The sequence below is a fragment of the Actinomadura rugatobispora genome (assembly GCF_042656285.1).
Classification (GTDB): domain Bacteria; phylum Actinomycetota; class Actinomycetes; order Streptosporangiales; family Streptosporangiaceae; genus Spirillospora; species Spirillospora rugatobispora.
In genome coordinates, this window is record NZ_JBHSON010000141.1 from 1 (window position 1) to 22,269 (window position 22,269).

General features: G+C 74.6%; 24 protein-coding genes. 9 read left to right on the plus strand and 15 right to left on the minus strand.

From position 1 onward, the window contains the following. Positions 1-1,197, plus strand: a 1,197-nt coding sequence (locus tag ACFPZN_RS52020; protein ID WP_378292040.1) for a glycosyltransferase family 2 protein, incomplete at its 5' end; no start/stop codon positions are given. Here ACFPZN_RS52020 and ACFPZN_RS52025 read toward each other — a convergent pair. Next, a complete protein-coding gene (locus tag ACFPZN_RS52025; RefSeq protein ID WP_378292042.1) occupies positions 1,109-1,744 on the minus strand; it encodes a glycerol-3-phosphate acyltransferase in 636 nt (211 codons plus the stop codon). The two genes, ACFPZN_RS52020 and ACFPZN_RS52025, sit on opposite strands and share 89 nt — an antisense overlap. Here ACFPZN_RS52025 and ACFPZN_RS52030 point away from each other — a divergent pair. Further along, the gene (locus ACFPZN_RS52030) at positions 1,719-2,441 is read left to right on the plus strand and encodes a spheroidene monooxygenase (protein WP_378292044.1); all 723 of its coding nucleotides are present in this window, start codon (positions 1,719-1,721) and stop codon (positions 2,439-2,441) included. The two genes, ACFPZN_RS52025 and ACFPZN_RS52030, sit on opposite strands and share 26 nt — an antisense overlap. 5 nt (positions 2,442-2,446) lie before the next feature. Here ACFPZN_RS52030 and ACFPZN_RS52035 read toward each other — a convergent pair whose 3' ends face one another. Genes ACFPZN_RS52035 through crtI form a run of 3 tightly spaced genes read right to left on the minus strand, consistent with a single transcriptional unit; the run spans position 2,447 to position 5,813 of the window. After that, entirely contained in the window at positions 2,447-3,436 is a 990-nt protein-coding gene (locus ACFPZN_RS52035; RefSeq protein ID WP_378292046.1) for a phosphate acyltransferase, read from the minus strand. Positions 3,437-3,441: 5 nt separating this feature from the next. Beyond that, complete coding sequence (locus tag ACFPZN_RS52040) at positions 3,442-4,341, minus strand: phytoene/squalene synthase family protein (protein WP_378292048.1); 900 nt, start codon at positions 4,339-4,341, stop codon at positions 3,442-3,444. Further along, entirely contained in the window at positions 4,338-5,813 is a 1,476-nt protein-coding gene (gene crtI, locus ACFPZN_RS52045) for a phytoene desaturase family protein (RefSeq protein ID WP_378292050.1), read from the minus strand. The genes ACFPZN_RS52040 and crtI overlap by 4 nt, the downstream gene beginning before the upstream one ends. A gap of 372 nt (positions 5,814-6,185) precedes the next feature. Between crtI and ACFPZN_RS52050 the strand changes: the two genes are divergently transcribed. Further along, a complete protein-coding gene (locus ACFPZN_RS52050; RefSeq protein WP_378292052.1) occupies positions 6,186-7,820 on the plus strand; it encodes a GMC oxidoreductase in 1,635 nt (544 codons plus the stop codon). A gap of 85 nt (positions 7,821-7,905) precedes the next feature. Here ACFPZN_RS52050 and ACFPZN_RS52055 read toward each other — a convergent pair whose 3' ends face one another. Next, the gene (locus ACFPZN_RS52055; RefSeq protein WP_378292054.1) at positions 7,906-8,487 is read right to left on the minus strand and encodes a helix-turn-helix domain-containing protein; all 582 of its coding nucleotides are present in this window, start codon (positions 8,485-8,487) and stop codon (positions 7,906-7,908) included. A gap of 45 nt (positions 8,488-8,532) precedes the next feature. On the opposite strand from ACFPZN_RS52055, the gene ACFPZN_RS52060 reads away from it, so the two are divergent. Together ACFPZN_RS52060 and ACFPZN_RS52065 are read left to right on the plus strand one after the other, a co-directional pair. Next, positions 8,533-9,075: a GNAT family N-acetyltransferase gene (locus ACFPZN_RS52060; protein WP_378292057.1), complete on the plus strand. Its 543-nt coding sequence runs from the start codon at positions 8,533-8,535 to the stop codon at positions 9,073-9,075. Beyond that, positions 9,072-10,280 (plus strand): MFS transporter, encoded by a 1,209-nt coding sequence (locus tag ACFPZN_RS52065; protein ID WP_378292059.1) that lies wholly within the window; start codon positions 9,072-9,074, stop codon positions 10,278-10,280. The genes ACFPZN_RS52060 and ACFPZN_RS52065 overlap by 4 nt, the downstream gene beginning before the upstream one ends. Here ACFPZN_RS52065 and ACFPZN_RS52070 read toward each other — a convergent pair. From ACFPZN_RS52070 to ACFPZN_RS52085, 4 genes are all read right to left on the minus strand, one after another. Beyond that, a complete protein-coding gene (locus ACFPZN_RS52070; RefSeq protein WP_378292061.1) occupies positions 10,254-11,618 on the minus strand; it encodes an FtsX-like permease family protein in 1,365 nt (454 codons plus the stop codon). The genes ACFPZN_RS52065 and ACFPZN_RS52070 overlap by 27 nt on opposite strands. Then, positions 11,615-12,295 (minus strand): ABC transporter ATP-binding protein, encoded by a 681-nt coding sequence (locus tag ACFPZN_RS52075; RefSeq protein ID WP_378292063.1) that lies wholly within the window; start codon positions 12,293-12,295, stop codon positions 11,615-11,617. The genes ACFPZN_RS52070 and ACFPZN_RS52075 overlap by 4 nt, the downstream gene beginning before the upstream one ends. After that, positions 12,292-12,822: a PadR family transcriptional regulator gene (locus ACFPZN_RS52080; RefSeq protein WP_378292065.1), complete on the minus strand. Its 531-nt coding sequence runs from the start codon at positions 12,820-12,822 to the stop codon at positions 12,292-12,294. The genes ACFPZN_RS52075 and ACFPZN_RS52080 overlap by 4 nt, the downstream gene beginning before the upstream one ends. A gap of 87 nt (positions 12,823-12,909) precedes the next feature. Continuing rightward, a complete protein-coding gene (locus ACFPZN_RS52085) occupies positions 12,910-13,593 on the minus strand; it encodes a TetR/AcrR family transcriptional regulator (RefSeq protein ID WP_378292067.1) in 684 nt (227 codons plus the stop codon). Positions 13,594-13,891: 298 nt separating this feature from the next. Between ACFPZN_RS52085 and ACFPZN_RS52090 the strand changes: the two genes are divergently transcribed. The 3 genes from ACFPZN_RS52090 (at position 13,892) to ACFPZN_RS52100 (ending at position 16,463) form a co-directional block, all read left to right on the plus strand. Continuing rightward, positions 13,892-14,803, plus strand: coding sequence for a helix-turn-helix domain-containing protein (locus tag ACFPZN_RS52090; protein ID WP_378292069.1), 912 nt, complete (start codon positions 13,892-13,894; stop codon positions 14,801-14,803). A gap of 80 nt (positions 14,804-14,883) precedes the next feature. Further along, positions 14,884-15,699, plus strand: coding sequence for an SAM-dependent methyltransferase (locus ACFPZN_RS52095; protein ID WP_378292071.1), 816 nt, complete (start codon positions 14,884-14,886; stop codon positions 15,697-15,699). Positions 15,700-15,740: 41 nt separating this feature from the next. After that, entirely contained in the window at positions 15,741-16,463 is a 723-nt protein-coding gene (locus tag ACFPZN_RS52100) for a GIY-YIG domain-containing protein (protein ID WP_378292073.1), read from the plus strand. Here ACFPZN_RS52100 and ACFPZN_RS52105 read toward each other — a convergent pair. From ACFPZN_RS52105 to ACFPZN_RS52115, 3 genes are all read right to left on the minus strand, one after another. Then, on the minus strand, positions 16,412-16,882 hold the full coding sequence (locus ACFPZN_RS52105) for an STAS domain-containing protein (RefSeq protein WP_378292075.1): 471 nt from the start codon (positions 16,880-16,882) through the stop codon (positions 16,412-16,414). The two genes, ACFPZN_RS52100 and ACFPZN_RS52105, sit on opposite strands and share 52 nt — an antisense overlap. 130 nt (positions 16,883-17,012) lie before the next feature. Next, complete coding sequence (locus ACFPZN_RS52110; protein WP_378292077.1) at positions 17,013-17,843, minus strand: DUF1206 domain-containing protein; 831 nt, start codon at positions 17,841-17,843, stop codon at positions 17,013-17,015. A 68-nt stretch (positions 17,844-17,911) separates the two neighbouring features. Continuing rightward, positions 17,912-19,135, minus strand: a complete 1,224-nt coding sequence (locus ACFPZN_RS52115; protein ID WP_378292079.1) for an ATP-binding protein — start codon at positions 19,133-19,135, stop codon at positions 17,912-17,914. A 130-nt stretch (positions 19,136-19,265) separates the two neighbouring features. On the opposite strand from ACFPZN_RS52115, the gene ACFPZN_RS52120 reads away from it, so the two are divergent. Further along, entirely contained in the window at positions 19,266-20,891 is a 1,626-nt protein-coding gene (locus tag ACFPZN_RS52120; RefSeq protein ID WP_378292081.1) for a serine/threonine-protein kinase, read from the plus strand. A gap of 1 nt (position 20,892) precedes the next feature. Here ACFPZN_RS52120 and ACFPZN_RS52125 read toward each other — a convergent pair whose 3' ends face one another. From ACFPZN_RS52125 to ACFPZN_RS52135, 3 genes are read right to left on the minus strand one after another with little or no spacing between them, the layout of a single operon-like run. Then, positions 20,893-21,414 (minus strand): flavoprotein, encoded by a 522-nt coding sequence (locus tag ACFPZN_RS52125; protein WP_378292083.1) that lies wholly within the window; start codon positions 21,412-21,414, stop codon positions 20,893-20,895. Then, complete coding sequence (locus ACFPZN_RS52130) at positions 21,407-21,601, minus strand: hypothetical protein (protein ID WP_378292085.1); 195 nt, start codon at positions 21,599-21,601, stop codon at positions 21,407-21,409. The genes ACFPZN_RS52125 and ACFPZN_RS52130 overlap by 8 nt, the downstream gene beginning before the upstream one ends. A 34-nt stretch (positions 21,602-21,635) precedes the next feature. Then, complete coding sequence (locus ACFPZN_RS52135; protein WP_378292087.1) at positions 21,636-21,872, minus strand: hypothetical protein; 237 nt, start codon at positions 21,870-21,872, stop codon at positions 21,636-21,638. Positions 21,873-22,269: the final 397 nt, after the last annotated feature.

Consider the following 22,269-nt stretch of genomic DNA (forward strand, 5'->3'; position numbering starts at 1 on the left):
GACAACTGCCGCCCGGGCGTGAAGGTCGGCCTGACGGCCACTATCGGACGCGCGGACCGTGCCGATTTCTCCAGTGAACACTGGCGTCCTTATGGCGGCCGTCCCGCGCCGCCCGCGCCGCCCGCGCCGCCCGCCGCTCCCCCGGATCAGCGGATCTCCGTGGTGATCCCCGCGCGGAACGAGGAGGACCGCATCGCGGGCTGCCTCGTCCCGCTGCTCAAGGATCCGGCGGTCGGCGAGGTCATCGTGGTGAACGACGAGTCCCGCGACGAGACCGCGCGGCTCGCCGAGCGCCTGGGGGCCACCGTCGTCCGGGGGCGCCCGCTGCCCGCCGGCTGGGTCGGCAAGCAGTGGGCGCTGCACCAGGGCGTCGCCGCCGCGGCCGGGCCCGTCGTGGTCCTCCTGGACGCCGACACCCGTCCCGAACCGGGCCTGTGCACCGCGCTGGCCGAGCGGCTGCGCACCTGCGACCTGGTGACGGCCGGGCCGCGGTTCCTCTGCGGCGGTGTCGCCGAACAGGCGCTGCACGCCTCCTTCCTGGCCGGGCTGGTCTACCGGTTCGGGCCGATCGGGCCGGCGGCGCCGTCCCCCGACCGGATCCTCGCCAACGGCCAGTGCATGGCCTTCCGGAAGGACGCCATGGTCGAGGCCGACGGGTTCGCCCGCGTCCGCCGCCACCTCACCGACGACGTCGCCCTCGCGCGGCTGCTGGCGCGGGACGGCTGGCGGGTCGGGTTCGTGGACGCGGGCGCCCTGCTCGGCGTCGACATGCACGAGTCGGCGGCGCAGGTGTGGCGCGAGTGGGGGCGTTCCCTGCCGCTGCGGGACGTGACCGCGCCCGACCGGCTCGTCCTGGACGTGGCGGTGCTGTGGCTGACCACGGCGCTGCCCGTGCTGCGGCTGGCGGCGGGACGGCCCACGCCCCTGGACCTCGGCCTGCTGGCGCAACGGCTGCTGCTGGCCGCCGCGCTGCGCGGCAGCTACGCCGGGCCCCGTCTGGGCCTGGCGCTCTCGCCGCTGCTCGACGTGGCCACGGCGGTGCGCCTGACACAGGCCGCGGTACGGCCGGTGCGCACCTGGCGCGGCCGCACCTACGGCGACGACGCGGTCAGCCCGCCGGGCCTCGGACGCGCCGCCGCCGGGCTCGTCCGCGGCGCCGTCCCGCCAGCGCGGCCTGCCCGAAACGCAGCCCGATGAGGCACATCAGCCCGCCGGTCGCCGCCACCAGCGCGGGCGGCATGAACAGCAGTTGCAGCACCGGCAGCGAGAACACCGCCACGCGCGTGCCCCAGGCGAACGAGCCCCGGGCCAGGCTCACCCCGACCAGCAGCGCGAGCCCGAGCCCGAACGCCGGCGGGCAGATCACGGCGAAGCCGCCCGCGAACGTGAGGATCGACCGGCCGCCCCGCCACCCCGCGAACACCGGCCACGCGTGCCCGGCCATCGCGGCCGCCACCGCCGCGTACACGGGCAGGACGCTAGCGCCGTCCACCACCCAGAGCGGGCCCGTCTCCGTGCCGCCCGCCACCAGCCCGACCAGCCCGGCCGCCGTCCCCTTGAGCAGGTCGCCGGCGAAGACGGGCACGGCCGCGCGCCACCCGAGCAGCTCCATCACGTTCCAGAAACCGGGATTGCGGTCGCCGGCGGCGCGCGGATCGAACCCGTGCAGGCGGCCGACCAGCACCGCGACCGGCACCGATCCGAGCAGGTAGCCGGCGGTGACCGCCACGAGAACCGGAGTCATCGCCTCGTTCCACCTCATCAGGTACGCGGGTGTGGACGCCATGCGGCACATGGCCTTCGACCGGCCGCGGCTGCGCCGCACCGCCGGCCTGCGGTTCTGGCGGCTGCTGGGGACGGGCCGCGGCCGGTCCATGGGCCTGGGCGCCGACCCGCGCCGCTGGGCGCTGTTCGCGGTGTGGGACGGCGAGGCCGCGCTGGCGGACTTCCTGCGCCGGTCGCCGGTCGCGGACCGCTGGCGGCGGGAGGCCGTGGAAGCCTGGCACGTACGGCTGGCGCCGCTCGCGTCGCGGGGCGCCTGGGCCGGGCGGGACCCGTTCGCCGGAGCGGCCGCCCTGGACCGGGCACGCGACGGGGCGCCGGTGGCCGTGCTGACCAGGGCCTCGATCCGCCCGTTCCGGCTGGTGGCGTTCTACCGGTCGGTCCCGGAGGTGGACCGGCTGCTGCGGCTCCACGAAGGCTGCCTGGCCTCGGTCGGCGCCGGCGAATGGCCGCTGGCCCGCCAGGCGACGTTCTCGCTGTGGCGGGACGAGGCGGCCGTCGCCCGCTTCGCCTACCGGGACGGCGCCCATCGCGACGTCATCGGCCGGGTGCGGAACGAGGACTGGTACGCCGAGGAACTCTTCGCGCGCTTCACCCCGTACGGCAGCGAGGGCGCCTGGGACGGCCGCGACCCGCTGCGCGACGCCGCGACACTGTGAGCGCCTCACCCGCCGGCCCCGTCCCCGGACGCGCGGGTGTCGTCCGCCGCCAGATCGCACGCGACCCGGCAGGCCCGCGCGATCGCGGCGGCCCGTGACGAGCCGTGCGCGACGACGACCGTCCCGGACAGGCCGAGCAGCGCCGCGCCGCCGTGGGTCTCCGCGGCGTAGAGCCGCGCGACCTCGCGCAGCCGGGCGGGCTTGGCGATGCCGGCCCTGGCGACCAACTCCAGGGTCGTGCGGACGTTGCCCTCGATGTTCTTCAGCACGACGTTGCCGGTGAAGCCGTCGGTCACGACCACGTCGACCGTCCCCGCGAGCACGTCGTGGCCCTCCACGTTGCCGTGGAAGCGGACCGGCAGCGCGGGCAGGAGCCGGCCGGCCTCGCGGGCGAGCCGGTTGCCCTTGCCGGGCTCGGCGCCGAGCGACAGCAGGCCCACCGACGGGTCGGCGACGCCCAGGACCCGCCGAGCGTAGGCGGTGCCCAGCAGCGCGAACTGCGCCACCATCTCCGCGGTCGGGTCGGCGGTCGCGCCCGCGTCCACCAGGACGGTCGTGCCGGTCAGCGACGGCAGCGCCACCGCCAGCGCCGGGCGCAGCACGCCCTCCCGCCGCCCGAGCGCGCGGACGGCGCACGTCACGACGGCCCCGGTCGACCCGGCCGACACGAACGCGCCGCCGTCCCCCTGAGCCAGCTCGCAGCCCACCATGACGCTCGACTCCGGGCGGGCGGCGGCCCGCGCGCCGCGCTCGGTCATGGGCACCGCGTCCCGGGCGTCCACCACCTCGACCTCGCCGGACGAGCCGTGCCGCCGCAGCTCGGCGCCGATCTCCTCGGACCGGCCGACGAGCACCACCGGCACCCCGAACCTGCGCCGCGCCGCCACCGCGGCCGGCACCGTCTCCACCGGGCCGTGGTCGCCGCCCATCGCGTCCAGCACGACCCGTCCCGGCCGGGCGAGCGCGTCGTTCCGGGCCCGTGACCGGGGCGTCATGGCCGTCACCGCGCACCCGCCGGGGCGCGGCGCTCGGCCCGCCGGGCCGCCGACGCCGCCCGCAGGTGCCGCGCGAAGATCACCGCGCGGCGGCGGCGCGGCACCCGCGCCCTCCCGGCCAGCACGTCGTGGTTCCGCGCGGCGATCGCGTCCAGGATGCCGCCGTACAGCTCGTAGGCGGCGCGGACGCAGGGGCGCGAGGACGGCGCCAGCAGGTCCACCCCCTCCAGGGCGCGCCGGTAGTGGTCGCGGGCGCGGTCCTCCTCGTAGGCGACCAGTTCCCGCAGCTCCGGGGACGCGCGGCCGCGGGCGAGGTCGTCCTCGGCCACGCCGAACTCGGCCAGGTCGCGCCGCGGGAGGTAGACCCGGCCGCGCTCCAGGTCCTCGGCGACGTCGCGGAGGAAGTTGGTGAGCTGGAACGCCCGGCCCAGCTCGCGGGCGGGTTCGCGGGCGAGCCGCCCGGCCCCGGGCACCGTCTCCAGCACCGGCAGCATCATCAGGCCGATGGCCGCGGCCGAGCCTTCCATGTACTCCAGCAGGTCTCCGTAGGTCTCGTAGCGGGTGACGGTCAGGTCGGCGCGCATCGACCGCAGGAAGGCGTCGATGTCGGCGCGCTCGATGCCGAAGGACCGCACGGTGTGCACGAAGGCGGGCAGCACCGGCCCCTGGGCGGGCTCCCCGGCCAGGCACGCGGCCAGCGCCGAGGTGAGGTCGTCGAGCGCGGCGGCCCGTCCGGCGGGGGCACCGGCGGAATCGACGATGTCGTCCACGTGGCGGGCGAACCCGTACAGCGCGTGGACGTGCCGCCGCTTCCACGCGGGGAGCAGCAGCGTGGCCAGGTAGTAGGAGCGCCCGTGGTCGGCGTTGAGGCGGCGGCACCGTTCGTAGCTCGCGGTCAGCGTCATCGGCCGTCCTCCAGGATCCGGGCCGCGGCCAGTCGCCCGGAGATGAGTACGGGGGGAACGCCCACGCCCGGCGCGGTGTGCATCCCGGCGAAGTGCAGGCCCGGAACGCGGCGGCTCCGCCCCGAGGGCCGGAACCACGCGGTCTGGCGGAAGCGGTGGTCGAGGGCGAACGGGGTCCCCGCGGAGTGGCCCATCCGCGCCCAGGCGGGCGGGTCGAAGGTCATGCGGGGCGCCGCCGACAGGTCGCCGTACCCGAGGTCCGCCAGGCGCCGCAGGAGCCGGTCGCGCAGCCACGGCGCCAGCCGCTCCCAGTCGGCGCCGGTCGCCAGGTTCGGCGCGGGCTCCAGCACGCTCAGGGTGGCGTGCCCGGCCGGGGCGGCGGTGGTGTCCGGCCCGGGGCAGGTGACCAGCAGGCTGGGATCGGGCTGGGGGCGCCCGGCCTCCAGGGCTGAGAACGTGCTCGCCCATCCGCGGCCGAAGTGCAGGGTGTGGTGCGCCCGCCCGGCAGGCCGCCGGTCCAGCCCCAGATGCATAACGAGGCAGGACGGCGCGAAGCGCGGCCGGCGCAGCCGCCAGTCCCGCGCGGCCTCCGGCAGCAGGCGGTCCCGGTGCGCGGCGGGCAGGTCGCAGGCGATCACCACGTGGCTCGCGCGGAGCCGTTCACCGGTGTCGAGCCGGACGGCCGCCGCCGCTCCCGAGGCGTCCGTCTCGACCCGCGTGGCGCGCGTCCCGTACCGGACGCACGCTCCCGCCTTCTCCGCCACCCGGGCGAGGGCCTGCGGGACGGCGTGCATGCCGCCGTCGGAGGGGAAGTAGACGCCGCCGACGGTGTCCATGTGCGCGATGACGGCGTAGACGGCCATCGCCTTCTGCGGCGCGAGCCCCACGTACAGCGACTGGAAGGTGTGCGCGCGGATGAGCCGCTCGTCGGTCAGGTGAGCGGCGGCGAACCGGTCCAGGCGCCGGAATCCACCTGCGGCGGCCAGCCTCAGCAGCGCGTACGGGCGCGCGAGACCGCGCAGCCTCGTCATGTCGGCGTCGATGAACGACGGCCACTCGACGGCGAACAGCGCGGCGAGCCGCCGCCGGAACCGCAGGTACCGCGCGGCCTCGGCCGGGCCGCACAGGGCGCGGACGTTCGCGGCCATCTCCTCCGCCCCGGCCACCACGTCCAGGTGCGAGCCGTCGGGGAAGGCCATCCGGTAGAAGGGGTCGAGCCGCCGCAGCGGCAGCACGTCCTCCAGGTCCTCGCCCGCGGCGCCGAACGTGTCGGCCAGCACCTCCGGCATGGTGAGCACGGAGGGCCCGGTGTCGAACCGGTAGGGGCCGAGGTGCGCGGAGCCGCAGCATCCGCCCGGTTCGCCGCGGGCCTCGACGACCAGCACCTCCCGCCCGCGCGCGGCCAGGTGGACGGCCGCCGCCAGCCCGCCCAGCCCGGCCCCGACGACCACCACCGGATCGCCCGCGCCCATCAGGGGTCCTCACCCGGTACGCGGTCCCCCGCCCCGCCGTCATCAAAGATCACCGTCGCCTCCGTCGCCGCCGCCCGATCCATCCGGCCCGTCGCTCATGACTTCGGGGCGGAGCGGCCCGGCGGTTGCATCGGGACGGCGACCGTCCCGGGTTCCGGCCGGGCCGACCCAGGGACGGCCACACCCCGGGCGGGCTTTGATTGTGCCCGAAACCAATTCTTCCGAAATGCATCCATCGCCATTCCCAGGACGCGATGAATGGTTGATTCTCGACCTACAAGAATGTAGTTTCCAGGTCCGGAGAGGGCAGATCTTTTGCCCGGCGCGCGCTCATCTCGCTCCCGTTCCCCCACCCCCGACATGGAGCACGCCATGCCCGACAACGCCTCCACTCCCCACCACCCCGGCCCCGGCCCCGGCGTCGGCCGCCGCAAGGTCCTCGGCGCCGCCGCGCTCGGCGGGTTCGGCCTCGCCGCCGGACTCGGCACCGGGACGGCACACGCCGCGACCCGGCGGACCAGGGTCCCCGTCACCGAGCAGAGAGAGCGGGCCGTCGTCATCGGGTCCGGCTTCGGCGGCGGCGTGACCGCCCTCAGGCTCGGCCTGGCCGGGGTCCGGACGCTCGTGCTGGAACGCGGCCTGCGCTGGCCGACCGGGCCCAACGCCACCACGTTCTGCCGCATGGCCAACGTCGACCGCCGGTCCTCCTGGCTGACCGACCACAGCCCGATCCCCGGCGTCCCCGGCACCTGGAAGCCCTACACGGGCGTGCTGGAGACCGTGGAAGGCCAGGGCATGACCATCAACTGCGGCTCCGCGGTCGGCGGCGGGTCGCTGACGTACCACGGCATGACGCTGCAACCGACCGAGGCGGCCTTCGCCGCCTCGATGCCGATGATCGCCGACGACTACGACGCGCTCGACCGCTACGCCTACCCCACCGTCGCCCGCATGCTGCGGATCACCACGGTGCCCGACGACGTGCTGGCCACCGACCCCTACCGCTCGTCCCGGCTGTTCCTGGACGTCGCGCCGAAGGCCGGCATGGAGACCTTCAAGGTCCCCCTGCCCGTCGACTGGAACTTCGTGCGCGGCGAACTGCAGGGCAGGTACCAGCCGACCTACACCACCAGCGACCTCACCTTCGGGGTCAACAACGGCGGCAAGCACTCCATCGACGTCACCTACCTCGCCGCCGCCGAGGCCACCCGGCGGGTCCGGGTGGAACCCCTGCACGTCGTCCGCGACCTGACGATGGACGCGCTGAAGCGCTGGGTGCTGCACGTCGACCGCATCGACACCGACGGCGTCGTCCAGGAGCGCAAGCGCATCACCGCCGACGCGGTGTTCCTCAACGCCGGGTCGCCCGGCACCACCCGGCTCATGGTCAAGGCGCGGGCCAAGAACCTCGTGCCCGACCTGCCCGACGCCATCGGCACCCAGTGGGGCAACAACGGCGACCGCATCTTCGCCTGGGTGCAGATGAACGGCGACCCTGGACGCCCCCAGGGCGGCCCCGCCTGCGTCGGCGGGCGCGTCGCCGGCAGCCCGATCCCGTACACGATCATCCACGCCGGGTCCCCGATGCTGCCGCCCGACGGGACCAGGATGATGACCGTGGTCGGGTTCGGGATCGTCAAGGCCACCGGCACCTGGGCCTACGACGCGTCCGCCGACGACGCCCGCCTGACCTGGAACCCGGCGGGCGACGCCGACCTGCAGGCGCTGATCAAGCAGCGGATGGACGAGATGGTCCGGGTCGGCGGCGGGATGATGATCGACCGGGACGCCCAGGTGCCCTCGACCTGGCACGCCCTCGGCGGCGTCCCCATGGGCGGCGCGGTCGACCGCCACGGCCGGGTGCTGGGCCACCGCGGGCTGTACGTCCTGGACGGCGCGCGCATCCCCGGCTCCACCGGGGCCTGCAACCCGTCCATGACCATCGCCGCGCTCGCCGAGCACAGCATGGCCGCGATCCTCCGCCAGGACCTCGGCGGCGTCTTCTAGGAAGGACCCCGGAAAGGACGGCGTGGGCCCGGCCGGGTTCTCCGGCCGGGCCTGCGCCGTCGGCAGGGCTCCGTGGGGAGTGCGCTCAGCGGCCGCGCGGCTTGGGCGTGCGGGGGCGCATGATCAGGGCGGCGACGTGGTACGTGCACGGTTCGCCGCCGGGGTTGGCGTAGGCGTGGGTGACGTGGGCGGCGAAGTAGACCGAGTCCCCCGCCTCCAGGTCGATGACCCGCTCCCCGGCGGTGAGCCGCAGGGTGCCGGACTCGACGGCGACGAACTCGTGGGAGCCCGGCGCGTACGCCGGGTACTCCCCCGCGTCGCAGCCCGGCGGGAGCGTGGAGCGCACCCATTCGAAGTTCACGCCGGGGACCACGGGGGTCAGGACCGTCCGCCGCCATCCCCCCGGCTCGTCGACGGTGTCCTGGGCGGCGGCGCGGCGCACGATGACCTGGTCGTCGCCGGGCCTGGGGAGGAGGTCGGCGAGGGGCGCGCCGAGGCCGTCGGCGATGCGCGCGAGGGTCACGATGGTGGGCGCCTTCTGCCCGCGCTCCACCGAGGACAGCATGCTCACGCTGACGTCGGCGGCGTCGGCGAGCTGCTGGAGCGTCAGGCTCCTGGCGCGGCGCAGTTCCTGGACGCGGCCGCCCAGTGCCGCAAGATCGACCATTCCTCTATAATAGAGGTAATTTTCGCTATAGAGGAATTCATCGCCGTGACGCTCCCTGAGACCGGCATCCGCCCGGCGCTCCCCGCCGATCTGGAGGCCGTGGCCGAGATCTTCGCCCACTACGTCCTGCACTCCACGGTCACCTTCGAGCAGACCCCGCCCACCGTCGCCCGGTGGCGGGAGCGGCTCGCCGCCCTGGACGCAAAGGGCCTGCCCTTCCTGGTCGCCGACGCGGGCGGCGAGGTGGCGGGCTACGCCTACGCCGGCCCCTGGCGTCCCAAACCCGCCTACCGGCACACCGTGGAGGACTCGATCTACCTCGCCCCCGCCCGCACCGGCCAGGGCCTCGGCGGTGCGCTGCTGGGCGCCCTGCTGGCCGGGTGCGCCCAGGCGGGCGCGCGGCAGGTGATCGCGGTCATCGCCGACACCGGGTCCGGCACGTCGGCCGCGCTGCACGGCCGCCACGGCTTCGTCCACGCCGGGCGGCTGACCGGCGTCGGGTACAAGCACGGCCGCTGGATCGACACGATCCTCATGCAGCGCGCCCTGCCGTCCGGCGCGGTGGAGGACGGCGGGCACGGCCGATGAGCCGGGACGAGGGCGGCCTGCGCAGGGCCCTCCTCGCCCTCTGCGTCACCGAGCTCACCAGCTGGGGAATCCTGTACTACTCCTTCCCGGTCGCCCTCATCGAGGTGACCCGGGACACCGGATGGTCGACGGCCACGGCCATGACCGCGTACTCGGCGGGCCTGGTCGTGAGCGCGCTCGCCGGGGCGCCGGTCGGGCGGCTGCTGGACCGTCGCGGCCCCCGCCCGGTGATGACCGCGGGTTCGGCGCTGGGCACCGCGGCCCTGCTCGCCGTGGCCGCCGCCCCCGGCCTGCCCTGGTTCACGGCCGCCTGGATGCTCGCCGGGCTCGCCCAGTCGGCGCTGCTGTACCCGCCGGCGTTCGCCGCCCTCACCCGCTGGTACGGCCCCGACCGCGTCCGCCCGCTGACCACCCTGTCGCTGGTCGGCGGGCTGGCCAGCACCGTCTACGCGCCGCTGACCGCCCTGCTGGCCGCCCATCTCGGCTGGCGGACGACCTACCTGGTGCTCGCCGCGCTGCTGTGCGCGATCACCCTCCCGCTGCACCTGCTCTTCCTGACCCCGGCCTGGCCCGGCGCGTCCGCGAGCCCGCGGGAGGCGCCCGGACCGTCCATCCGCGAGGTGGCCTCCAGTCGGGCCTTCCTCCTGCTGGCCGCCGGCATGGCCCTGGGCGGGTTCGGCCTGTACGCCGCCACCTCGAACCTGGTCCCGCTGCTGGTCGACCGGGGCACGGGGACCGCCGCGGCGGCCACCGCCCTGGGGCTGTGCGGCGCCGGGCAGGTCCTCGGACGGATCGGCTACCCGGCGCTCACCGGCAGAAGCAGCCCCCGGGCCCGCACGGTCGCCGTCCTGGCCGCCGCGGCGGCAGGCATCGCGTTGCTCGCGGTCGTCCCCGGCCCGCCGGCGCTGCTGATCGCCGCCGCCGTCTTCGCGGGCGCCGTCCGGGGCGTCTACACCCTGGTCCAGGCCACCGCGGTCAGCGACCGCTGGGGCGTGCGGCGCTTCGCCACCCTGAACGGGCTCGCCACCGCCCCGACGGCCCTCGCCGTCGCGCTGGCGCCGGCCGCCGGGGCGTTCCTCGCCGGACTGCTCGGCGGCTACACCGCCGCCCTCACCGTCCTGGCCCTCGTCGCCCTCGCCGGCGCCTTCCTGGCCGCCGGCACGCGTCCGGCCCCGCCGTCACTGGGTCCGGAGGTGGACGGGTGAGGCGGCGCGGGCCACGAGCCGTCCCGACAGGAGCGCGACCAGCACAGCGACCGCCACCGCGACGACGACCATGAGCAGCGCGCGACCGGCCGTCCAGGCGAGCATCGCCGGGTTCACCGACAGCTCGAAGATGCCCGGCGTCATGCCGACGAGCGCGGCCAGGGCGGCGATCAGGGAGACCGGGGCCGCCGCGATGACCGTCTGCCGCAGGGCGGAGCGGCGCAGCGACCTGACCGGGGCGCCCGTCGCGACCAGCACCGCCGTCGACCGGCCGCTCTCCAGCAGCGACTCGGCCCGGTGCACCACCAGCGCCGACACCGCCACGAGCAGCGCGAACAGCAGCGCCGCGTTGGTCAGCCCCAGGCTGACCAGCCAGAAGCCGTCGATGTACCCGTCGAATTCCCTGGCGCCCTGGAAGACGTCGTACTCGACGACGCCGGTGCCCGTCCCGAACATGACCACCAGGCCGACGACGGCCATGGTGCGTCCCCAGGCGCGAGGGTCGGCCTCCAGGGCGCGTGCCGCCAGGAGCGTCTCCGGCGTGCGGGCCCAGCGCCCCGCCAGGCGGGCGGACATCAGGACCAGGCGGCTGGCCCCGGCCGCCACGCCGAGGACGCTGAGCGTGCCCCCGGCGAAGAACAGCGGCACCCCGACCTTGTCCACGTTCTCGGTGAACGAGCCCGAGACCATCAGCACCACGCCGATGCCGAGCGGGAGCAGCGTGTACCAGGCCGGCCGGGGCCGGGCCGCGCGCCGCGCCACGTGCAGCGGCGAGGTGACGACGTGGCGCGACACCAGCAGGCTGACCACCGCGGCGGCGCCCACCACCGCGACGGCCACCAGCGGCACCGGCCAGGCCGGGATCGCGTACCGGGCGGTGTCCCGCACGCCGAACCAGGCCATCGCCGCCCGCTGCCCGCCCACGTAGGCGATGCCCCCGAGGACCGCCCCGAGCGCGCCGACGCGGACGGCCTCGGCCGCGCCGAGCAGCCGCACGTCGCCGGGCGTGGCACCGGCCAGCCGCAGCGCGGCCAGGCGCCATTCCTGGGTGGCCTGCGCGACCCGTCCCACCTGGTGCAGCAGCGCCAGCACCGGGACGACCAGCAGCGCCAGCGCCAGCGCGGTGCCCGGCCGCAGCCCCGACTCGCTGACCAGGCCCGCCCACGCGGTGTAGGTCGTGCCCCGGATCAGCAGCAGGTTCACCGCGCCCATGAGGAAGAACGTGGCCAGCGCGGCGCCGCCGGTCATCAGGCGCCGGCGGCGCCGGTCGGCGCGGGAGGTGCCGCGCGCCAGCATCCCGGCGACGGCGAACAGCACCCGCCCCCTGCCCCCGTTCACCGGGTCACCGCCGGGACCTCGGAGACGGCGCCGTCGCGGACGACGACCTCGCGGTCGGCGAAGGCCGCGATCCGATTGTCGTGAGTGACCAGGACGACGGTGGTGCCGTGCTCCCGCGCCGCGCCGAGCAGCAGACCGAGCACCTCCTCGCCGGCGACGCTGTCGAGCGCGCCGGTGGGCTCGTCGGCGAAGACCACCTTGGGCGCGGGCGCCAGCGCCCGGGCCAGCGCGACCCGCTGCGCCTGCCCGCCGGACAGGTCGCCGGGCCGCAGGGGCGCGCAGTCGCCGGCGCCGACGCGCTTCAGCCAGTCCAGCGCGGCGGCGGACGCCTCAGCGCGGCCGAGCCCGCCGAACATCAGCGCGACGGCCACGTTCTCCGCGGCGGTCAGCTCCGGGACCAGGCCGCCGAACTGGAAGACGATGCCGAACGCCTCGCGCCGCAGCCGGGTCCGGGTGTCCTCGTCCAGCTCGTCCAGGCGCGTCCCGCCGTAGTGGATCTCCCCGGCGTCGGGGACGACGATCCCCGCCAGGCAGTGCAGGAGCGTGCTCTTGCCGGAGCCGCTCGGGCCGGTGATCGCCACGACCTCCCCGGCGCCGACGGTCACGGACGCGCCGCGCAGCGCCAGGGTCCGGCCGAACGACTTGGCGACGTCGCGGGCTTGCAGCAGGGGGCTCATCGGCTGATCTCCTTGGTCAGGTCGGCCATGCGCTGGAGGGCCAGTTCCATCCAGCGCAGGTCGGCGTCCAGGTGGAACAGGGCGTAGTCGGCGGCCAAGATTCGGGCGGCGGAGGTCTCGGGTGCCGTCTTGTCCCGGGTCAGCTCCCGCATCCGGTCCAGGTGGGCGGCGCGCTGCCGGTCGAGGCCGGCGCGCGCGTCGCCGCCGACCACCAGCGCCATGACCACCCGGGTGAACAGGGCGCCGGTGACGTAGGGCGCGGGCGGCTCGGTCTCGGCCAGCCACGCCCGCATCCGCGCGTCGCCCTCGGGGGTGAGCTCGTAGACGGTGCGCTCGGGCCCGCCCTCCCGGGTGACCTCGGCGACCGCTACGAACCCGTCGCGCTCCAGCCGCTGCAGCGTCGAGTAGACCTGGCCGTAGGGCAGCGGCTTGGCTCCCGGGAGCCGCTCGTCGTGCTCGCGCTTGAGCTCGTACCCGTGCTTGGGACGCTCGGCGAGGAGCGCCAGCAGGATCTGCGGAGTCGACATGCCCGCACTATACACTCGATGTATGTACTGAGTGAATAGTTGCCCGCGCCGATGCGGGCCCGCCGCCATCGGGAACGGGCGGGTCCGTCAGGAACGCGACCGGGCGGGAACCCCGCCGAGAACGCCCGCCCGCCACAGGACGCGGACATGCTCGATCAGGGACGGCCCGAGGGCGCGCAGCGCGGCGGCGTCCATCTCGGCGGCCGGCGGCGTCACCATCGCGCTCATCGCCGCCACGATCATCCGGCAGGCGAAGCGGGCGGGCTCGTCGGCGGCCCCGATCAGGTCGGCCAGCGCGGCGGTGATGATCTCCTGGGTGCGGCTGCGCCGCGCGATCGCCTCCGGCCCGGCCGCGTACACCTCGACCAGGAACAGCCGCGCGTAGGGCAACTCCTCGGCCAGCGCGTCCACGTAGGCGGAGATGGCCCGCTCGCACAGCGCCAGCCGGTCGTCCACCGTGCCGGGCCCGCCCGCGGAGGGCCCGCCCGTGGAGTCACCGACCACCTCGACCAGGCGGTCCATCAGCAGTTCGCCCGCGCACTCGAAGGCGGCCATGAAGCAGTCGAGCTTGGAGTCGAACAGCGCGTAGAAGCTCTGCCGCGACACCCCCGCGCGCTGGAGGACGTCCGCGACCGAGGTGGCCACGTACCCCTTCTCGGCCATCACCTCGGCCATGGCGGCGCACAGCCGCGACCGCTGGATGCGCCGCACCTCCTCGGGGGCCAGCGCGTGGCGCCCCCGGGGCAACCGGCGGGGTGGAGAGTCCGGCATCCGACCACCATAAGGGAACGGCTGAGTGGGCGCGCTGAGCGGGAACGTCCGCGGAAGGACCCTCCCTGCCACGCCTTCGTGACCCCCCATTATACAGACATCACTGTCTGTAAGGTAGGCCCGGCACGCGCCGCCTACCAGACGATCTCCGAACCCGCATGACGGAATAGTCCTTCAATCTCGTCAGATAGCAACAAATCCCGCTACCGAATTCGGCGGGAAAGTCACCCGGAGACCCGCCGAGCAGCCCGGTCGTGGTGCGACACTTGATTTCGCGCGATTTTTCGGGGGGCCGGCAGTGAGCACACCTGATTCGAACGACGCTCCGGAAACGACCGGCGCCGTGCGCAGCCTGGCGCACGGCGGCCCGACGGTGCTGCGCATCCTGCTCGGCGGCCAGCTGCGCCGGCTGCGGGAGGCCCGGGGCATCTCCCGGGACGCCGCCGGCGAGACGATCCGCGCCTCCGCGTCCAAGATCAGCCGGCTGGAGCTCGGCCGCGTCGGGTTCAAGGAGCGCGACGTCGCCGACCTGCTCACCCTGTACGACGTGCGGGACCCGGGCGAACGGGACGCGCTGCTCGGCCTGGCCGTGCGCGCCAACGCCCCCGGCTGGTGGCACCACTACGGCGACGTCCTGCCGCCCTGGTTCGAGGTCTACATCGGCCTGGAGGGCGCCGCGTCGGCGCTGCGGATCCACGAGACGCGGTTCGTCCCCGAACTCCTGCAGACCGAGGAGTACGCCGCCGCCGCGATCGCGCTCAGCCACCCCGAGGCCACCACCGGCGAGATCGAGCGCCGCGTCCGGGTGCTGACCCGCCGGCAGCAGATCATGGACGGCCCCCGCCCGCCCCATCTGTGGGCGGTGGTCGAGGAGGCGGCGCTGCGCCGCCCGGTCGGCGGGGACGCCGTCATGCGGGCCCAGCTGCGGCGGCTGCGGGAGGCGCTCGGCTCGCCGTCGGTCACGCTGCAGGTCGTCCCGCCGCACCGCGGCGCGATCGCGGCGCTCAGCGGGCCGTTCACGCTGCTGCGGTTCGCCGAGCCGACCCTGCCCGACGTGGTCTACCTGGAGCAGCTGACCAGCGCCCTCTACCTTGACAAGCCCGCCGACCTGGTCGTCTACAAGAAGTGCCTGGACCGCCTGTCGGTCAACGCGTCCCCGCCGCGGGAGACGGCCGGAATCCTCGACCGGATCATCGGCGACACCCCCTGACCACCCGGTTGGCGAGATCCCCCGGCACCGGTCAGACTTGTCCCCGCCGACGCCGACGCAGCCGTGGGAAAGGTGACGCCGTGACCACCGAAGCGACCCCCTCCGGGCACGAACCGGAGATCGAGATCGACACCTCCGTGGCGCATCCCGCGCGCGTCTGGGACTACTGGCTCGGCGGCAAGGACAACTACCCTCCCGACCAGGAGGTCGGCGACCACCTCAACGAGACGATGCCCGAGGTGGTCATCTGGGCGCGCGCCGACCGGGAGTTCCTGGGCCGCGCCGTCCGCCACATGGTCGCCGAGGGCGTGCGGCAGTTCCTCGACATCGGCACCGGCATCCCCACCGCCGACAACACCCACGAGGTCGCGCAGCGCCTCGCGCCCGAGAGCCGGGTCGTGTACGTCGACAACGACCCCATCGTCCTGGCGCACGCGCGCGCCCTGCTCACCAGCTCCCCGAGCGGCGCGACCGACTACATCGACGCCGACCTGCGCGACCCCGAGGCGATCCTGACCGCCGCCGCGCGCACGCTCGACTTCTCCCGCCCCGTGGGCATCACCCTGCTGGGCATCCTGGAGTTCGTCCCCGACGACCAGGCGTACCCCATCGTGAACCGCCTCCTGGACGCCGTCCCGTCCGGCAGCCACCTGGCGATCGCCTGCCCCACCAGCGAGGTGAACACCGAGGCGATGCAGGAGGTCGTGCGCCGCTGGAACGAGAGCGGCGCCACCCCCGCGGCCCTGCGCGACGCCGCCCAGCTCGCCCGCTTCTTCGAGAAAACCGAACTCCTCGAACCGGGCCTGGTCTCCCTCCCCCGCTGGCGCCCCGACCCCAACACCCTCTACGCCGACCGCGAACTCGGCTTCTTCTGCGCCGTAGGCCGCAAACCCTGACCCGCCCCGGACGCGCCGACAAGAGAAGACAGGAGGAATCCGTGCCCCTCGACGGTGAGGTCAGCGGTCCGTCGGCCGCACGCGGGCGGGACACCGACCGCTTCTACGCCCTTCTCGACGAACTGGCCGAACGGGTCGGCGGGGCCCGGCGGCTCCGGGACTGCTCCGAGGCCACCGGCTGGCCGCGGTTCGGCGTGGAGTTCTTCCTCGAAGAGGGCCAGGCCCGCGCCGGAGGGGAAGGGCTCCGCGTCGTCCGGGTGGGCAGCCACGCCCTGCGCGCCGCATCGCGGGCGACGTTCTGGTCCAGGCTCGCCCAGCACCGGGGCCCGGTGAAGGGCGCCAACGCGGGAGTGGGCAATCACCGCGGTTCCGTGTTCCGCCACCACGTCGGCACCGCCCTCCTGAACACCGGGCCGTGGCCCGCCGGCGTCTCGGAGTCCTGGCACCAGAAGAACGTGAGCCCGCTCCAGCGGGGAGCCGAACACCGCCTGGAGCGATCCGTGAGCGGCCGCATCACCGAAATGCCGCTGCTCTGGCTGGACGTCCCCGACCGCGAGGAACGGAAGGCCATCCGGGCGAACTCGATCGCCCTGCTGTCCATGCGGCACTCCGGGGGCGTTCACCAGGTCGCGCTCGGCTGGCTGGGTCTGAACGCGGAGAACGGGAACGTCCGCACCTCGGGGCTGTGGAACAGCGACCACGTCGACGACTTCTACGACCCGTCCTTCCTGGACGCCATGGAGGACCGCGTGAAGGCGCTGTGACGACCCGGCGCGCCCCGGGGGTGGGGGGTGAGGAGGGTGAGGGCCTGGTCGAGGGTGGGGGTCATGGTGATGTGGCGTTCCAGGCCGGTGCGTTCCAGTATGCGTCTGAAGATGCCGGGCGGTCTGGCCACCAGGAGGTCGCCGCCGGCGGCGCGGGCGGTCTTCCACATGGACACCAGCGTGCCCAGGCCTGAGGAGTCGCAGAAGGTGACGCGGTCGAAGTCCAGCACCACGCGGGGCGGGGTGAGCGGTTCGGCCGCCGTGCGGACGCGCTCGCGCAGCAGGTCGGCGGTGGTGTAGTCGATCTCGCCCTCGACGTGGACGACGACCGCGCAACCGCGGTCGCCGGTGCGGATCTGGAGCCGCTGCTGAGGGCCGGGGCCGGAGTTCCAGGGACCCTCGAGTACGGCCGAACTCATGACCGTTCACCTCCGTGGCGATAAGCCTGTGTGTCGTCGTCACCTTCACGGCAGGCTTACCTGGCATCACGGGGAACATCCATGTTTCTTTTACCCAGGGGTTGGGGTTCGCTTTGCGCGGTGAACGGCGTCAGGTGGTGGCTTCGACCTTGCGCCAGCGGGCCTCGAAGAAGGAATAGGCGCCGAAAAGGGCCAGGCCCGCGGCGACGGCGAGCAGGAGCCACGGGCCGGCGGGCGTCCGGGCGAACTCCCGCAGGGTGCCGTCCAGGCCCCTGGCCTTGCCCGGGTCGAAGGTGAGCGCGGCGTGGACGAGGAAGCCGCCGACCCCGCCGAGGACCAGGCCGCGGGCGCAGTTGCCGGTCGTTCCGAGGACCGTGGCGGTCAGGCGGGTCCGGATGCGCATCCCCGCCGTCTTGAGCTCCTCGAGGAACTCGCGCCGGACCGCCTTCACGATCGTGATCGCGCCCACGACCAGGAATCCGGCACCGACCGCCAGCACGACCCAGCGGCCGCCGGGCTCGGCCATCGCCCTGGCGGTGAAGGTCCGCGACTGCTGGTCGGACGAGCCGCCGCCGTGCCCGGCCGCGAACGCCAGGGAGGCGGCGAAGCCCATCGTGTACAGCAGGCCGCGGGCGAAGGACATGAGCCGGTTGTGGGCCCGGTGGCCGTCCCGGACGGGGCGGCCGTACCGCGCCTCGGCGAACTGCCACAGGGCGAGCCCGGCGAATCCGGCGACGATCAGCCAGAGGGCGGCGGTGCCGCCCGGCGTGCCGGCCACGGCGGTCAGGGCGCCCTTCTGGTCGGCCTCGCCGTGCCCGCGCCCCAGTCCGATCCGGCCGGCGAGCAGGCCGATCAGCAGGTAGATGGCGCCGCGGCCGACCAGCCCGACGCGGGTCAGATGGTGGAACCACGCATGCCCCGCGGTCCTGCGGACCGCCTCCCGCACTCCTGTGCCCGCCACGTCGCGCCGCCCTTCGTCAAGACGGCCAGGCCGTTCCCTGACCAAGGGCGGCCAAACACTCGGCCAAGTCAGAGCCGGGGCAGGCGCAGGACGAGGCGCGCGCCCGTCGGGTTGTCGGCGATGTGGAGGGTGCCGCCGTGGGCGTGCGCGATCTCCCGGGCGATGGGCAGGCCCAGCCCGGTGCCCGCGGGGTCGGCGCGGCGGGCGTCGGAGCCGCGGTGGAAGCGGCTGAACACCGCCTTGCGGTCGGCGACCGGGATGCCGGGCCCGTCGTCGACGACCTCCAGGACCGCCCACCCGTCGTCGCGGGCGACCGACACCTCGATCCGGCCGCGGGCGTGCCGTTCGGCGTTGGTCATCAGGTTCTCCAGCAGGCGCGCCAACTGGAGGGCGGATCCCCGCACGACGACGGGGCCGGGCCGCTCCCGCATGGTGATGGTGACGGCGGGGGGATGCCGCCGCGACAGTTCGTCCTCCACCAGGTGGATCAGATCGACCGATTCGATCAGCGGCGGGGGCGTGCCGGCCTCGAGACGGGCCAGTTCCAGCAGGTCGGAAACGATGTCGCCGAGCCGCTCGGCGTCCTGCAGGGCCGCCAGCACGATCCGCCGCCAGTCGGTGTCGGGGTCGATCAGGGCGTCCTGCAGCCGGGTCTGCAGCCCGGTGATCGGGCCGCGCAGGTCGTGGGAGGCGTCGGCGACCACCTCGCGCTGCCGGCTCATCGCGCGCCGCAGCCCCTCGATCGTCTGGCGCTCGCCCGCCTGGGCGCGGCGGAGCCGCTGGTTGACCTCCTGAATCTCGCGGGACCGGGCGAACAGCTCGGCCTCGATCGCCAGCATCTTCGCGATGGCCGAGCCGCGGCTGCCTCTGGGCGGGCTCGCACCGGCCTTGCGCAGCTCGTGGACGAAGCCGGTGACCTCCTCCGGCCGATGGTAGATCCAGCGGACCTCGCCGTCCGGGCCCAGGATCGGGGCGTTGACGATGTTCCAGTAGCGTTCCTCGAGCCTCTCCGGCTCTCCGGGGACCGCGACGTCGTACCGCTGCAGCCCCATGACGTCGGTCTCGCGTTCGGCCAGCACCCGCTCCAGCGAGGTCCGCAACGCCACCGCCTCGCTGGCGGCGGGCCCTCCGGGGAAGGCATCCAAGACCTCCCGGCCGAGCAGTTCGTCCCGGCTGTGGCCCGAGACCTTCTCGTACGCCCGGTTCACCGCCAGGTACACCAGCTCCGGCGACAGCACCGCCAAAGGGGCGGGCGCGGCGTCGAACACCTGCGTGAAATCCACCTCGGCCATGCCCCAGCCCCCCGTTCGTACCCCCTCCTTCACCTGCATACCCGGCTTGTCCGCCCCGGCATCGGCGCCACCGAGGCCGAGTTGTTACGGAATGAGGTGTTTGTTGCGGCCGTGGCTCTAGGCTGTGCCCGTGGCGTCTGCGCAGATGGTGATCGATGGGCGTTTCGAGCTGCTGGAGCGGCTGGGAAGCGGCGGGATGGGCACCGTCTGGCGCGCGCAGGACCTCGCCCTCCACCGCGAGGTGGCGCTGAAGGAAGTGCGGGTCGTCGACGCCTCGCTTGAGGACGACCCGGTCCGGGCCGCGAAGATGCGCGAGCGGGTGCTGCGCGAGGCCCGCGCCCTGGCCCGGCTCGACCATCCCAGCGTGGTGACCGTCCACCACATCGTCGACTCGCCCGGCATGGCGCACCCGTGGATCGTCATGGAACTGGTGCGCGGCAGGTCCCTGGAGGACCGACTCCAAGACGGGACGATGGCGCCCGCGGAGGCGGCGGCGGCCGGGCGCGGGATCCTGGCGGCGCTGCGGGCCGCGCACGAGGCGGGCATCACCCATCGCGACGTGAAGCCGGCGAACGTGCTGCTGCGCCAGGACGGGAGCCCGGTCCTGACCGACTTCGGCATCGCGGCGCTGCGCGAGTCGACCCGGGTCACCGCCACCGGTGGACTGGTCGGCTCTCCCCTGTACATCGCCCCCGAGCGGCTGCGCGGCGAGGAGGGCAACCCGGCCTCGGACTTCTGGTCGCTGGGCATGCTGCTGTACGTCGCGGTCGAGGGGCACCATCCGATGCGCCGCGACAGCCCGGTCGCCACGCTCGCGGCCGTCATGAACGGCACCGTCCCGCCGCCCCGCCAGGCCGGGCCGCTGGCCCCCGTCCTGTCCGCGCTGCTGGTGCCCGACCCCGCCGCGCGGCCCGCGCCCGAGCAGCTCGACCGCATGCTCGCGCAGGCGGCCGCCGGCCAGACCCCGGCGGCCGGCCAGGCCCCGATGCGGCCCGCGCACGCGGTGCCGCCTTTCAGACCCGTCCCGCCGGGGCCGAACACCCACCCCGTGGGCGGCACCGACCCGCGCATGGGCCTGCCTCCCGGGCCGCCGGCGGTGCGGCCGCGCAGACGCCGCGCCGCGCCGCTGGTCGCGGTGGCCGTCCTGGCCGTGGGCCTGCTCACCGCGATGCTGGCCACGGTCGTGATCGTGCTGCCCACGCTGGTGAGGGAGACCGGAGAGGCGGCCGGCGACCGGCTCCGTTCCGTCACCGACCGCCCCACCCCGAGCGCCACCGACGCTATGCAGGGCACGGAGACCGCGGGGTCGGGCAGCCTGCTGGCTCCGGCCCGGCTCCGCGCCGTCGTCGCGGCGCTGGAGAAGGCTTCGGGCGGTGTCGAGTTCTCCCGCTTCTCGGTGTACCCGGAACACGCCGCCGCCGAGGCACCCGTGCCCGGACGGGGCAAGCTCTACGACCGGTTCTCCTACAGGGACGGGCAGGCCATCCGTACAGGCGCCGGCGGCACCCTCGGATCCGGCGACGCCACCGTGAAGCTGAGGTCGTTCGCCTGGGACGCGGTGCCGAAGCTGATGAAGACGGCGGAGAGCAAGCTGGGCATCGTCAAGCCGACCAGCCGCTACCTCATCGTGGACCCCGCGTGGGCGTTCGCCGACGACCGGCCCGTGCTGCTGGTCTACCTCTCCGACGCGTACGGCGCGGCGTACCTGGCCGCCGATATGAAGGGCAAGGTCCTGCGCACCTACCCGCGCCGCTGATTCAGGGGCGCTCCAGGGCGTCGAGCCCCGATGCCCAGGGGAACGCCTCCGGATTGCCCTGCGACGGCTCGTGCAGGGTCCGTATGTCCCCGACGACGCGCACGCCCCACTCCTGGAGGCGGTTCAGGTTGACCTCCACCATCGGATGCGCGGCGTGGTACCGGTTGCTGTGCGGGATCACCGCGATCGGCAGCCCGAGCCCGATCGCCTCCACGATGAGCCCGAGCGCCAGGGTGTCGCAGATGCCCGCGCCCCACTTGTTGATGGTGTTGACCGTGGCCGGGGCGACCAGGATGCCCGTCGGGGGCGGCAGCACGTCGGGCTCGTCCGGGGCCTTGTAGTCGGTCCGGACCGGATGGCCGGTCGCCTCGGTCAGGGCGGGGACGTCCAGCCACTTCGTCGCGGCGGTCGTCCCGATCACGCACACGTCCCAGCCGCGCGCGCGTGCGAGGTCGACGGCCTGGACGGCGTACCCCGCGGGCGGGGCTCCACAGCACACCAGGTACAGCACACGGTCACTCATGACGCGACCGTAACCTGCCGGGTCCCCAGAGGAACCGGGCGGTGAGGGCGACCTCGCCCCCGATGGCCAGGTCACGGCCCGCCCAGGCGTTCTCCTCGTCACCGGGGCCCTCGGTCCGGACGATCACGTTCGGCCGGTAGCGGGCGGCCTCCACCAGGCCGCGCGGGCTCGCCGTGCTGATCGCCACCGTATGCGGAATCGGGCTGCCGGGCGCATCCGGTTCAGCCCGCGGAGGCGACGGCCTCCTTCAGCTGTGCGGCGCTCTGGTGGAGACCTCGCGCTTCGGCCGCGTCGGCGAGCCTGCGCAGGTCATCGGGGTCGGTCGCGTGCGCGACGAAGGCGTCCCACAGCGCGCCGGGGCCGGGTTCCGCCTCGCGGAGTCGGCGGACGTGCCGCAGCAGGTAGTCGGCCACGCGGTACCCGGCCACCTCGCCCATTCCGCCGCTCGGCGAGCCCACGGGCGCGAGCGCCCTGACCCCGCCGTTGAGGGGGGTGCTCCTCCCCGCTCAGGCGTGCGCCGAGCAGAACCACCTCGGCCAGCCCCAGCACCGGCCGCCCGTCCGCACCGGCGCCGGCCGCACCGGACGCGGCGCCCGAGCCGGACGCGTAGCGCCGCGACCGCATCGTCGCGATCAGCAGCACCGGGCCCTCGGCGTTCAGCAGCGCGCGCACCGTGGCGGCGGTGAGCCCGTGCGGGCCGTCGAGATACCGTTCCTAAGGACTGTGCATAACTTGCTCAGCCGCGCGCCCCGAACGGTCTTGGACGCACTGGTCCCCGGCGTACTCGACCCCGAGGCGGCGACACGCATCCTGTGCGTGGTCCGTTCCCGGGAGGCCGGTTCCCTACGCGACCTG

Coding starts and splice junctions, on each gene's coding strand:
- ACFPZN_RS52055 (WP_378292054.1), bottom strand. CDS start 8,487: ATGGTCGATCTTGCGGCACTGGGCGGCCGCGTCCAGGAACTGCGCCGC.
- ACFPZN_RS52035 (WP_378292046.1), bottom strand. CDS start 3,436: ATGACGCCCCGGTCACGGGCCCGGAACGACGCGCTCGCCCGGCCGGGA.
- ACFPZN_RS52115 (WP_378292079.1), bottom strand. CDS start 19,135: ATGGCCGAGGTGGATTTCACGCAGGTGTTCGACGCCGCGCCCGCCCCT.
- ACFPZN_RS52040 (WP_378292048.1), bottom strand. CDS start 4,341: ATGACGCTGACCGCGAGCTACGAACGGTGCCGCCGCCTCAACGCCGAC.
- ACFPZN_RS52085 (WP_378292067.1), bottom strand. CDS start 13,593: ATGCCGGACTCTCCACCCCGCCGGTTGCCCCGGGGGCGCCACGCGCTG.
- ACFPZN_RS52105 (WP_378292075.1), bottom strand. CDS start 16,882: ATGAGTTCGGCCGTACTCGAGGGTCCCTGGAACTCCGGCCCCGGCCCT.
- crtI (WP_378292050.1), bottom strand. CDS start 5,813: ATGGGCGCGGGCGATCCGGTGGTGGTCGTCGGGGCCGGGCTGGGCGGG.
- ACFPZN_RS52075 (WP_378292063.1), bottom strand. CDS start 12,295: ATGAGCCCCCTGCTGCAAGCCCGCGACGTCGCCAAGTCGTTCGGCCGG.
- ACFPZN_RS52080 (WP_378292065.1), bottom strand. CDS start 12,822: ATGTCGACTCCGCAGATCCTGCTGGCGCTCCTCGCCGAGCGTCCCAAG.
- ACFPZN_RS52065 (WP_378292059.1), top strand. CDS start 9,072: ATGAGCCGGGACGAGGGCGGCCTGCGCAGGGCCCTCCTCGCCCTCTGC.
- ACFPZN_RS52050 (WP_378292052.1), top strand. CDS start 6,186: ATGCCCGACAACGCCTCCACTCCCCACCACCCCGGCCCCGGCCCCGGC.
- ACFPZN_RS52025 (WP_378292042.1), bottom strand. CDS start 1,744: ATGACTCCGGTTCTCGTGGCGGTCACCGCCGGCTACCTGCTCGGATCG.
- ACFPZN_RS52125 (WP_378292083.1), bottom strand. CDS start 21,414: ATGAGTGACCGTGTGCTGTACCTGGTGTGCTGTGGAGCCCCGCCCGCG.